This is a genomic window from Saccharopolyspora sp. MMCC62, assembly GCF_057736575.1.
On record NZ_JBYKCM010000019.1, the window covers coordinates 1 to 11,596 of the forward strand.

The following is an 11,596-nucleotide window of genomic DNA, read 5'->3' on the forward strand; positions in this document are numbered from 1 at the left end:
GCCCCGTCATAATTACCGCGCCCACCCCCCCATATGCACCCGGGTTTTGTGGGCCGAACCGCTCGAACTTGTCCCCCCCCCCCCCCCCCCCACTTGCGAGGACTGCGGGAAGCCGTTGGAGCGCAGCAAGGGCACGGCCGCGGACTCGGTCAGCCGCCTCATCCGCACCCGCGCCGCGCTCACCCCGCAAGGCGTCGCCTGCGAAGGACAGCTGTTCACCCAGAACAGCGTGGCCAGCGGCGCGCGGTTCACCGGCTGGATGCAGGGGCCCGCGCTGCGGGCGCTGCGCATCAGCGACGAATCCGTCGACACGCTCTTCCTCGGCGGCCGCACGAAAACCCAGGGCAGCGCGCTGCTCGAAGTCGACCACACCAGCGTCCCTGAACCAGTGGAACAGCGCGGCAATACGATCGTGCTGCGGCTGCTCGGGCCGGGGGCGTTCGTGGACGAGTTCGGGTTCCCCAGCGCCGCACCGGACCGACAGGAACTGTCCGAAGCACTCGGCGTCGAAGTGCAGGCCGTGAAGCCCTACACCCGCTGGTGCCAGGTCGAAGGCTGGCACATCGCCAGCGGCTTGCCGAAACCGGTGGAACGCGCCGTGCAAGCCGGATCGACCTACCTCGTCACCTGCGCGGAACCGGCGAGCGAGCACGCTCGGCGCACGCTGATGGCCCGCGGCATCGGGCTGCGGCGCCGCGAAGGCTTCGGCGCGCTCTACACCTTCACCCGACGCCCCCTCACCGTCCACGACCTGAGCGAGGAGATCGCGATCCTGCGCGACTCCATCGACCTTCGCGAACACATGCCGATGCTGCACCGCCGCGCCAACCGGATGCGGCAGGAACCCGTCGACGACACCGAATTCCACGACCGCATCGCCGTCGGCGACTCCTACGCGGACGCGCTGACGACACTGCTCGGCGTCGTCTCGCCGCAACTCTTCCACGAAGCACTGGAGAACTGCGTCCAGCCGGAGAGGCAGGAGGAGAACCGGTGAAGGTCACGCTCATCACGGCCCGGATGCGGTTCGACACCGCAGGCGGTGTCACCGCAACCGAAACCAGCACCGACGACGGCTACGTCACACCCCTTCGCCGAGATCCCAACGGGAAGATCCACCTGCCCGGCAGACCGTCGCTGGAAGCCTCCGAGCGCACTGCGCCCGCCACGACCACGAGCTCGACGCGTTGTTCGGCAACAAACCACCGGCCCGTTCCAGCAACAGTCGAGCGAACGCGGTGCCCTCTGCGATCCAAGTGCTCGGCACCGCGCTCCGCCCCACCGGCGAGGCGTTCGCCCACCGCCGCAACGCGATGGATCCAGAACGCGGCGCGGCCCGCACGCACCACTTCTACCAAGTCGAACTGCTCCCGGCAGGCACCGAATTCGACGTGTTCCTGCGCTGGGACGACCCCGACACGACGCTGCGCGAGCGGTTCCTGGCCGCGATGACCGGCTGGGACCCGATGCTCGGCCGCGGTGTGACCCGCGGAGCCAGGCGATGCTCGCTGTTCGGGTGGGGCGAAGCGGAGTACGACCTCAACACCGAACAAGGACTGCTGACCTGGATCCGGGACACCGGCATCGAGTCCTACCCCGAACCGAACAAGGCCGCCAACGCCCCGGAACCGACGTCCGTCCTCCGCGCCGAACTGTCCATCATGGACGCAGTGCACTGCGGAACCGGCGACGCGCAGGACAACCTGCTACCCACCTTCCGACTCGGCACCGGCGGTGACTACGCCATCCCGGCTCAACACTGAAAGGCGTCCTGCGGGCTCGCGCCGAATACATTTGCCGCGTCGTCGGCGCCGGAGCATGCATCGACCAAAGCTGCGGAGAGTGCCGCCCCTGCACGCTGTTCGGCCACACGAACACGGCAGGCGCACGCCGTGGACGCGTCGCCGTGGACGACGCGGTGATCCGCGACCCCCAGCACGCCCACCGCAACCACGTCGCGATCGACCGGTTCACCGGCGGCGTCCGCGACACCGCGCTCTACACGCACGAAGTCATCGTCAGCGGCACCTTCACCCTGCAAGTCCGCTCACTCGGCGACGTCGAGGAAGCCGACGAACGCCTGCTCCACGCCGTGCTGACCGGCTACGCCGGAATCGGCACCCGCACCACCGCCGGCTACGGCACCGTCACCGTGCTCACCGGGCTCCGCCCTGACCTCGCCCTGACCGACCTCGCCACCGCACTGTGAAGGAGCAGCCCATGACCGAAAACTGGTACCTGCGCGGCTCCGGACCACGCACCTGCGACGACTGGCACCTGCTTCACGCCCAAGCCGCCTCCTGGACCGCGTCCTGGGCCGACCACCACGGCTTCCACCAAGAACGCCTCCCCGACGAGCCACCCGCGACTTCACACCTGTGGGCGTGGGCGAAGCAGCGATGGATCCGAGTGCGCATCGACCACGGGCGATGGTGGGCCGCACAGCTCACCGAAGGCGACGACACCATCGATCCACTGTGGACATATCTTTCCACGACGCGCGCCCGGCCCGACATCACCGAGTTCCGAAACTGGGGCGAACGAGAACGGGAAGTCCGCCAGTACCAAGGAACTCCCGGCGCTCGCGGCCGCACCGACATGCTGCAACTCGTCCCCCACCGTCGCACCACCACCGCCGTGTTCATCGGCGACACCGCCACGACAACCACCCGCAACCCGGCCGACAGCTCGCCTAGCGGCCCCGCCCACGTTCCCGGTGCTGCACCAGCCAGTCCCGGCGAGTGAACGCACCCCGACAGCGTCACCTCGAAGCGCCAGCCCTGCTCACCTGATCTGGAAGAGCACGTGGCCCGATCCACCCCATGCGAGCGGTCCAGGAGCGCGCACTCCAGGCGTAGCCGCTCGCACGGCCTTTGCCCAGTTCAGCGCACCTCTCAAGCACGCTAAGATCAAGCAAACTGTTACTCACAATCTCCACGCACCACCGCTCGCAACGATCTTTGAAAACCCAGGTCAGCACCCCCGAAAACCCGGGTCCCCGTCACCGGCTCTTCGAGCCGGTCCTCATTGCGGCAGCAGCGGGCTGGACCAGGTGAGCGTCACGTTGGTCCGCCACCGGCTCTTCGAGCCGGTCCTCATTGCGGCGGATGCCGATCATGGACCAGGTGTCGTCGGCGGCTTCGGCGCCGTCTCCGGCTCTCCGAGCCGGCTCTTATTGCGGCCTGCGATGCTTCGTCGGCGACATCGTCTGCACAGGCTCCCGCGCCAGTCCTGGTTGCGACACAGAGACCGTCCTCGTCAGACGTGCAATCAGCAGCTACGCGGCCGCTTTGGACGGCGTTCACAGGTACGCGGCAACCCCTTGAACCTTCGAACAAGTTTCGTCAGTGACACAACTATGCCCTCGGCACACAGCTTCGGTGGTTTGACGACAAGCTATTCTGAACCCGTGTTCCGTGAGCACCTGCTGCGAAACAGACTCCTTTACTTTGCCAAGTACACTGAGAGCTGACCTCGAAGAACAGACCTGAGCATGCCGCTGACCCCCGATGCAACTGGGGGTCAAGGGGTCGTGGGTTCGAATCCCGCCGTCCCGACGGTCTGAAAAGCCCGCTGATCTAGCACGAAAGTGCAGGTCAGCGGGCTTTTTGATATTGCAGTGCCGATCATGTAGTGGATCTTCCCGGGACGGCTGTGCCGATTTTTGGGAGGATTTTGGGAGGATCCGTCCGCGCCCCGCGAAATGGGGTCGCACGGTGGGAGGATTCCCTGGTCACCCAGTCAGGTGATCTTCACAACAAGACTCACACCCGGCCTACGCCGCCGCACTGCGAACCGAGAGCACATGAACCCGACGACTAAGCTCCACACCGGGCCGCGATCCGGAGTAAATGAAAACGGCACCTACCCGAGATAAAGCACCAGCTCAAGAAGTGTCGGCCCCGCGCACGCGGGGATGGTTCCGCGGCACCCCGATCTTCCGCGGCGACCCGCGGGTCGGCCCCGCGCACGCGGGGATGGTTCCCCGCTGGCCACGACGACCCCGTAAGGAGCTGGGTCGGCCCCGCGCACGCGGGGATGGTTCCGGATTCCCACTCACCGGGGTAGGTGAGCGTGAGTCGGCCCCGCGCACGCGGGGATGGTTCTCTTGCGGGACCCGCCGGGCTTACCGCACATCTGTCGGCCCCGCGCACGCGGGGATGGTTCGCGCTGGCAGAGCATGATCACCCGCATCCGTGCGTCGGCCCCGCGCACGCGGGGATGGTTCCCAGGCCGGGAGTTCGGCCGGGTCGGTGTCGTCGTCGGCCCCGCGCACGCGGGGATGGTTCGGCACCCCGGTCGTCGACCGCGGCGACTTGAGTGGTCGGCCCCGCGCACGCGGGGATGGTTCCGGGACCTGCTGCTATCCGAGGCCGTGGAGCGAGTCGGCTCGGCGCACGCCGAGCACCACCCCAGCTACCCGCTCACCGACCTCCGCACAGAATTCGACCGACACGAAAACGCCCACCCGGCGGGAAGCTCCGGATGAGCGTTCTCCATGACTGCGTTCAGCGGTCGAAGGTGCCGTTCTTGACCTCGTGCAGGAACGACATCCAGCTGTCGACGGCGAACGGCAACACCGGGCTCGACTCGCCGAGCTTGCTGTCCCGAACGCCCGTGACCCCCGGAACCGTCGCGACCTCGATACAGTTGCCGTTGGGTTCGCTCGCGGTGGCCTTGCGCCAGCCGGTGAACCTCTCGGTGGGGGGCATGGCCTGCTCCTTCGAAGTGGATCAGTCGAACTCGTCGGCCACCCGGAGGACGAAGGCCCTCGACTCCACCGGATCAAGTGCCGCCCCGAGCAACCCCTGCCACAACCGATTGTAGGCACCCACGTGGGTGCTTCCGTCGAGATAGTCCCCGTTGCTGAACTGCTCGACGTAGACGAACTCCAACGGCGGAGCGTTAGTGCTCACCGAGGGCACGCGGAAGTGGACGAACGGGAACGACGACGCCAGCGACGGGATCGCCGCGAACGGCAGCACGTGCAGGTCCACCGACGGCAGCTCGGCGATGTCGGCGAGATGCCGCATCTGCCTGGCCATCACCTCCCTGCTCCCGTAGGTGCGCCGTAGCGCCGACTCCGACAAAACCGCGGTCAACTCCGCGTCCTGCGGCAGCGGCTGCGAAGAAGGCGACCCGATGGCCAGTCGGCCCCGCGCACGCGGGAATGGTTCTCGACCGTGGACATGTAGTGGGCGACGACCTGGGGCGGCCCCGCGCATGCGCGCTCAACCGCGTCGAGCAGGACCAGCCGAGCATCGCCGCACGACCGCACAGCCGAAAACCGAGCCGGTCAAGAGACACGAGACGCGGCAACGTTCCGGACTCAGAAAGACTCGTCCAACCGGGCACATCCACCCGCACAAGCTCCACACACCACTGCCCCACCCCGCACCATCACCACATGGACGCGATCACACTCGCCACCCTCGTGCGCGCCACGACCGACCGCGAACTCGCCGACGCCATCCTCGACTGCACCCACCTCGACGAACTCCTCGAAGCCTGCGCGCGCATCGGCGACGACCCCGACGACATCACCCACGCCCTCACCGAAACCGCCGACGCCCTGCTCGACAACGACCACGACTTCATCCTCAACCACGACACCCCAGCCGCAGCCTTCGCACGGCGCCTGCGCGCCCACCCCACCGCCTGGTGAACCGGCCACCCGACGACCAGATCAGCCTTCCGCACAACCGGTTTCGACCAAACCAGGCGGAGAGCGGGCCGGCGGCCCCCGAGCTCTCGACGTCGGCACCGTTCGACGACCGCCCGTGCGCGAGCTGTGCCGGGTGTCGGTCTCCGGACCCGGCGTGCCGCCGGGTGCGGCGAACCGGTGGACCGCCTCCACCGCGAGAAGGTGACCCTTGGCCCTACGGGAATATCCCGTGTTCCCGCCACGATGTCCGCACCGACCACTTCGCGCGGCGGCGAAGGAGGAACCGTGCGCCGGACGCAACGTGAACGGCACCACTCGGTCCGTTCCGAATCCGGCGATGCCGCCGCCCGTCCGCGCACCGGTCGGCGCGTGCCGGAAGCGACACGACGACACCGAGACCGCTCTGGACGAGACCGACGACGTCGAGGACGGCGCGGAAACGTTCATCCGCTCCCGTATCCGGAGGAGCGGCCAGTGACCGCGGCGGCCTCAGCGCCAACGCCGTCCAATGCCAGGGAGGAAACATGGCGCGACCAGGCAGCGCGGTGGTGGTGGTGGTGGGCGTCGACGGCTCAGAGGCGTCGGCGCGGGCGGCCGCGTGGGCCGCGGACGCAGCCGAGCAGCAGCACGCCCGGCTGCGCCTGGTGCTCGTCACCGATGGCCCGGCTCGCTCCGAGCGGAGCGGGGAGGTCGTGCACTCGCTCGCCGAGCGGTGCCGCGCACGGTCGAATGAGGTCGAGGTGGTCGAAGAGGTCGTCGTCGGGCACCCCGTCCAGGCGCTGCTCCGCTGCGAGGAGACCGCGGCGCTGCTCGTGCTGGGATCGCACGGGAGGGGCGGGTTCGCCGAAGCGCTGCTGGGGTCGGTCAGCTCCGAGGTCGCCCGCCTCGCAGTGGGAACCGTGGTGGTGGTACGCGGACACGAGGCCGCCGGTGGACCCGTGGTCGTCGGTGTCGACGACGCGGCGGACGACGCCGTGCTGAGCTTCGCGTTCGACGCCGCTGCGGCGCGGGGCGTCGAGCTGGTCGCCGTGCGGGCCCGGAACGCCCCCGCATCGGACGACGACGAGCTCGTCCGGGCCGAACGGTCCGTCTCCTCGAGCCTCGCGGGGTGGCGGAACAGGTACCCGACCGTCGAGGCGAGCACCCGCGCAGTGCGCGGCCATCCGGTGCCCGTCCTCGTGGACGCGGCGAGCGGGGCAGCGCTGCTGGTGGTCGGCCATCGCGGCAGCGGCGGGTTCGGCGGCCTCCCGATGGGGTCGGTCGCCCTCGGCGTGCTGCACCACGCGACGTGCCCGGTCGCCGTGGTGCGGTGAGCACGGCGCCGTGCTCAACCCTCGCGGGACGGTGCGCCGACCACTTCGACCTCCCGCAGCGAACGCACCACCACGTCCGCGCCGGAATCCCGCAGAACTTCCGGGTCCGCAGCGGTCGCCACGCCGATGACCAGGCCGAAACCGCCGGTGCGGCCGGCTCGAACGCCCGCCGCCGCGTCCTCGACGACCGCGGAGCGCCGGGGAACGCAACCGAGCCTGCGGTCCGCTTCCAGGTACGTCGCCGGATCCGGTTTCCCGCGCAGGCCCAGTTCCGCCGCCACCACCCCGTCGACCGAGGCGTCGAACAACCCGGCGATCCCCGCACCGTCCAGCACCAGTGCGCAGTTGCGGCTGGCGGACACGACCGCCGTCCGCACGCGCCGCGCGCGCAACGCTGCGACCAGTTCCACCGCGCCGTGCAGCACGCGCACCCCGCCGGCGGCGACCGCGTCGCGGAAGTACCGGTCCTCGAGCTTTCCCAGCCCCACCACCGTGCCGAGGCCCGGAGGATCGGACGGGGAACCGGCCGGGAGGTCGATCCCCCTGGATCCCAGGAAGCCGCGCACACCGTCACCCCGGGGCCTGCCGTCGACGTGGCGCAGGTAATCCTCCTCGGTGAACGGTGCGAATCGCTCGGCTCGGCTCGACAGGTACCCGTCGAACAACCGCTTCCACGCCGCGCAGTGCACCGAGGCGGTGTCGGTCAGCACTCCGTCCAGGTCGAACAGGACCGCGTCGTGCTCGTGCGGATCGATGCGGACCGCGGCCATCGCACCCCCGCCGGATCGGGCCGATCGCCTCTGCCGACCGGCTGCTGCTCCCCTGATGCTTCGGAATGCCCGCCACCCGCCCTCCGGGAAACGAGAGCGGTGCGCACTCCACGGTCACCGGAGGAGGTATGAGCCCAGATCGTTCCGCGAGCGCGGGCCTGCCCCGTGCCCGGGACCTCGCGAACGGCCCCGTCATCACCGTGCGGGGCGAGCTGGACGCGGTGGAAGCTCTGCGCGAGATGTACCGCCGCGGCGTCCACCACCTGGCCGTCCTGCCCGCGGATCCGCTCGGCCTGGTCACCGCAGCGGACCTGCTGTTCGGCATCGCGGCCGGAAGACCTGGCGAGCCGCTCCGAGTGGTGGCGTTGTGCCGAAGACCCGCACCCGGCGTCGGGGGCGACGACAGCTGTGCGGCCGTCGCCAACCGCCTGGTCGAGTCGGGTAGCGACGCGGCGTTCGTCTGGGAATCCGGTGCGGTGCGGGGCATCGTGACCGCGTCCGATGTCGTCCGGGCGGTCGCCGAGGCATCTGCCGCACCCTGATCGGACCCCGCGACGGCGCGGGCCCATGTTCTCTGGTGCCACCGGTTCGGCGCGTGCGACGTTGTCGCTGCAGGACATCAGTCGAGGCCGGCGGCCCGGACCCTCCGCCACTTGCGGGACGGTGCGGGCGCCCGGGGAGGACGGGATGGCATCCATCGCCGACACCATGAACGCGTGGATCGTGCGGGAGCCCGGCCCGCTCGCGGAAGAACCGCTGCGCTGGGTGCTGCGCCCCGTCCCATCCCGGGATTCCGGCGAGCTGCTGGTGCGAGTGCTGGCCTGCGGGGTGTGCCGCACCGACCTGCACCTCGCCGAAGGCGACCTGCCCGCCCACCGCCGAGCCGTCGTGCCGGGTCACGAAGTCGTCGGAGAAGTCGTCGACTGCGACCCGGCCGCCACCGGGTTCGACCTCGGTGCACGGGTCGGCATCCCGTGGTTGCGGGGAACGTGCGGCCAGTGCGGGTTCTGCTTGCGCGGCAAGGAGAACCTCTGCCCCCGCTCGCGCTTCACCGGCTGGGACGCCGACGGCGGCTACGCCGAGTTCACCGCGGTGCCCGCCGCCTACGCCTACCGGTTGCCGACCGGGTACACCGACGCGGAGCTGGCCCCGCTGCTGTGCGCCGGGGTGATCGGCTACCGGGCGTGGCGCCGGGCTCGGGTGCCCGTGGGCGGCGTGCTGGGCCTGTACGGGTTCGGGGCGAGCGCGCACCTGACCGCCCAGGTCGCCGTGGCCTGCGGCGCGCGCGTGCACGTGCTCACCCGGTCGGCGCGAGCGAGAGCACTCGCGCTCGACGTGGGTGCGGCCACCGCCGGTGGCGCGGACGACGAACCGCCGGAACCACTGGACTCGGCGGTGCTGTTCGCCCCGGTCGGCGAGCTGGTTCCCGTGGCGTTGGCCGCCTTGCAGCGGGGCGGGACGCTGGCGGTCGCCGGTATCCACCTGTCCGACGTTCCCGAGCTCGACTACCAGCGGCACCTGTTCCAGGAACGCACGTTGTGCAGCGTCACCTCGAACACCCGGGGCGACGGCCTGGACTTCCTGCGCTTCGCCGACCGGAACCGGATGCGCGTGACCACCACGCCGTACCGGTTGGACCGCGCCGACGCAGCGCTGCGCGACCTCGCCGATGACCGGGTGAGCGGAGCCGCCGTGCTGCTGCCAGGCGGGTGAATCCGCTTCGGGGCGCCGCCTGGCACCGGAGGCCCGCGCCCTGCTGCGCGTGTCAGGGCACGACGGCGACGGGACACGGCGCCCGGTGGGCGACCGCACGGCCGGTGGAACCCACCATCGCCGCGTGCACCAGGAATCGGCCGTGCCGCCCCACGACCACGAGACCCGCTTCGCGCGCGTGGCGCAGCAGCAGCTCGGCCGGGAGCTCCGTCGTGGTGACCTCGTGCCGCACCGGGACGTCGGGGTACTGCTCCTGCCACCCGGCGAGCGATTCGGCGAGCTGCCGTTCGCAGCCGCGGGTGACGTCGGTCCAATCGAGCCTCCACTCCCCGGCCGGGGGGATCGCATCCCTGGGCAGCTCGTCCCAGGCGAGTACCGCTACGAGTTCACCGCCATGCCGGGACGCCTGGTCGAAGGCGAATCCGACGGCCCGGGCGCTGATCCGGGAGCCGTCCACGCCGACCACGACCCGGCGCCGCTCGGCCCACTCCGACCCGCGGACGAAGACGACCGGTGCCGGGGAGCTCCGCAGCAACTCGTCGGAAGTGGACCCGAGCAGGCAGTGCTGCAACCGGCCGTGCTGGGCGGTTCCGAGCACGAGCATGTCGCCGTGCTCCGCGGCCTCCCGCAACACCATCGCGGGGTGCCCGAGCCGGGTCTCGCCGGTGACGGTCAGCTCGGGCCACTCCTGCAGGCACTCCGCAACCGTCCCGCCCACCTCCTGCTCCGCGCCCTCACGCAGCAATCCGAAGTCGACGGATTCCGCGGGGAAGCGGATCCGCGTGAGCTCCTCCAACGGCATCGCGAACGCGCGCACGACGTGCAGTTCCCGCCCCCGCACGGCCGCTTCGCGGCACGCCCACCGCACTGCCTGCCGGGAGCCGGGCGTTCCGCTGAACCCCGCGACCACCGGGCCGGGCCGTGCGCTGCTCATGCCACCTCCTCGGCAGGGGACCGCCCCACGGTCGCACCGGCGAGCGGGCGCCGGAACGGGCTTTCGTCCGTGCCGGGGTAGCCGCCACGTGCACCGGCGGCGAGCTTCCGCGGCCGACGGCGAGAACGGGCAGCCGACCGAGGCCTTCGGCACTCTCCCCGAGCCCGTTCGGCTGCGATCCTGCACTCGAAGACGAGACCGCGGAGTCCACGAGGCAGGTCGACAGCGGCCGACGCTCCGGTGCGAGCCGGTACTCGGCCGGTGGAGCGGTGTCTCGGCCCGGGCCTCGGTGCGCGCCCCGTCGAGATGCCGCGCACGGGCGCCCTTGCCAGGCTGGAGACGGGGAAAGGGGGTGTGCGATGCCGGTCGGGTGCGCGATCGCGGTGGACGGCACGCCCGAAGCCGAACGTGCCGTCGAATGGGCCTGCACGAACGCCGAGCTGTGCGGCGAGGAGTTGCTGCTGATCTCCGTCGGTGCCGAGCCGGTCCCGGAAGGGGCCGCCCCCGGGTGGCTGGCCGACCTCGCCGAGCGCTGCCGGCGCCGCTGCGGCGGTCCTCGGGTGCGGGCCGAGGCGTTGACCGGCCGGACGGTTCCCCGGCTCTTGGAGGTGGCGGGGCAGGCGCGGCTGCTGGTGCTCGGCTCACGTGGCCACCGCGCGCTGCACGACGCCGTGCTCGGCTCGGTGGCGCTGGGAGTGGCGACCCGCTCCCCCTGCCCGGCGGTGGTGGTGCGCGGGTCCGCGGGCGAGGTGCGGCGCGACGTGATCGTGGCCGGGGTGGACGGTTCCGCCGCGGGAGACCGGGCGTTGGAATTCGCCTGCGAGGCGGCGGAAGCACTGCGCTGCGACGTGGTCGCGGTGCAGGCCGCACCGGATTCCGCCTTCATCCCCGGCCCGTTCGAGCACCCGGACCGCGCGGAACTGGTCGAGCGCGCGGAGCGGGCGCTGGCCGAAGCGGTGGCCGGGATCGCCCCGGGGCACCCCGACGTCGTCCTGCGCCGCCTCACCAGCTCGATGGACCCGATCTCCTCCTTGGCCGAGGCCGCGGCGGGTGCCCGGCTGCTGGTCGTGGGGCGTCGCGGTTCCGGTGGGTTCTCCGAAGCGCTGCTGGGATCGGTCACGCGCGGAGTGCTGCACCACGCCACGTGCGCGGTCGCCGTCGTACCGCCGGATCGCGGTCGGTCGCCCGGGAGCAGGTGAGC

13 protein-coding genes and 1 CRISPR repeat array are annotated in these 11,596 nt (G+C 70.9%); of the genes, 9 read left to right on the plus strand and 4 right to left on the minus strand.

Features of this window, described 5'->3' with window-relative positions; all coding sequences use genetic code 11:
• Positions 1–115 precede the first annotated feature (115 nt).
• The 4 genes from AC29IT_RS28360 to AC29IT_RS28375 all read left to right on the plus strand — a co-directional run bounded on the left by AC29IT_RS28360 (position 116) and on the right by AC29IT_RS28375 (position 2,745).
• On the plus strand, positions 116–997 hold the full coding sequence (locus AC29IT_RS28360) for a type III-B CRISPR module-associated Cmr3 family protein (RefSeq protein ID WP_488220724.1): 882 nt from the start codon (positions 116–118) through the stop codon (positions 995–997).
• Between the two features lie 241 nt (positions 998–1,238).
• Positions 1,239–1,763, plus strand: coding sequence for a hypothetical protein (locus tag AC29IT_RS28365; RefSeq protein WP_488220725.1), 525 nt, complete (start codon positions 1,239–1,241; stop codon positions 1,761–1,763).
• 29 nt (positions 1,764–1,792) lie between these two features.
• A complete protein-coding gene (locus AC29IT_RS28370) occupies positions 1,793–2,209 on the plus strand; it encodes an RAMP superfamily CRISPR-associated protein (protein WP_488220766.1) in 417 nt (138 codons plus the stop codon).
• Positions 2,206–2,745, plus strand: a complete 540-nt coding sequence (locus AC29IT_RS28375; RefSeq protein ID WP_488220726.1) for a hypothetical protein — start codon at positions 2,206–2,208, stop codon at positions 2,743–2,745. The genes AC29IT_RS28370 and AC29IT_RS28375 overlap by 4 nt, the downstream gene beginning before the upstream one ends.
• 1,150 nt (positions 2,746–3,895) lie before the next feature.
• Positions 3,896–4,351: a CRISPR direct-repeat array (repeat unit 28 nt; unit sequence GTCGGCCCCGCGCACGCGGGGATGGTTC).
• Between the two features lie 157 nt (positions 4,352–4,508).
• Here the strand turns inward: AC29IT_RS28375 and AC29IT_RS28380 are convergent.
• Positions 4,509–4,712, minus strand: coding sequence for a DUF397 domain-containing protein (locus tag AC29IT_RS28380; protein ID WP_488220727.1), 204 nt, complete (start codon positions 4,710–4,712; stop codon positions 4,509–4,511).
• Positions 4,713–4,733: 21 nt separating this feature from the next.
• Positions 4,734–5,225, minus strand: coding sequence for a DUF5753 domain-containing protein (locus tag AC29IT_RS28385; protein ID WP_488220728.1), 492 nt, complete (start codon positions 5,223–5,225; stop codon positions 4,734–4,736).
• 182 nt (positions 5,226–5,407) lie between these two features.
• Here AC29IT_RS28385 and AC29IT_RS28390 point away from each other — a divergent pair, with 182 nt between their 5' ends.
• Both AC29IT_RS28390 and AC29IT_RS28395 read left to right on the plus strand, forming a co-directional pair.
• Positions 5,408–5,665, plus strand: coding sequence for a hypothetical protein (locus tag AC29IT_RS28390; RefSeq protein ID WP_488220729.1), 258 nt, complete (start codon positions 5,408–5,410; stop codon positions 5,663–5,665).
• A 524-nt stretch (positions 5,666–6,189) separates the two neighbouring features.
• The gene (locus AC29IT_RS28395; RefSeq protein ID WP_488220730.1) at positions 6,190–6,978 is read left to right on the plus strand and encodes a universal stress protein; all 789 of its coding nucleotides are present in this window, start codon (positions 6,190–6,192) and stop codon (positions 6,976–6,978) included.
• A 14-nt stretch (positions 6,979–6,992) separates the two neighbouring features.
• Here AC29IT_RS28395 and AC29IT_RS28400 read toward each other — a convergent pair whose 3' ends face one another.
• Entirely contained in the window at positions 6,993–7,748 is a 756-nt protein-coding gene (locus tag AC29IT_RS28400) for an HAD family hydrolase (protein WP_488220731.1), read from the minus strand.
• 128 nt (positions 7,749–7,876) lie between these two features.
• Here AC29IT_RS28400 and AC29IT_RS28405 point away from each other — a divergent pair, with 128 nt between their 5' ends.
• Both AC29IT_RS28405 and AC29IT_RS28410 read left to right on the plus strand, forming a co-directional pair.
• Positions 7,877–8,290, plus strand: coding sequence for a CBS domain-containing protein (locus AC29IT_RS28405; protein ID WP_488220732.1), 414 nt, complete (start codon positions 7,877–7,879; stop codon positions 8,288–8,290).
• Positions 8,291–8,456: 166 nt separating this feature from the next.
• Positions 8,457–9,461, plus strand: coding sequence for a zinc-binding alcohol dehydrogenase family protein (locus AC29IT_RS28410; RefSeq protein WP_488220767.1), 1,005 nt, complete (start codon positions 8,457–8,459; stop codon positions 9,459–9,461).
• Between the two features lie 52 nt (positions 9,462–9,513).
• Here AC29IT_RS28410 and AC29IT_RS28415 read toward each other — a convergent pair whose 3' ends face one another.
• Positions 9,514–10,395 (minus strand): universal stress protein, encoded by an 882-nt coding sequence (locus AC29IT_RS28415; RefSeq protein WP_488220733.1) that lies wholly within the window; start codon positions 10,393–10,395, stop codon positions 9,514–9,516.
• 359 nt (positions 10,396–10,754) lie between these two features.
• Between AC29IT_RS28415 and AC29IT_RS28420 the strand changes: the two genes are divergently transcribed.
• A complete protein-coding gene (locus tag AC29IT_RS28420; RefSeq protein WP_488220734.1) occupies positions 10,755–11,594 on the plus strand; it encodes a universal stress protein in 840 nt (279 codons plus the stop codon).
• Positions 11,595–11,596: the final 2 nt, after the last annotated feature.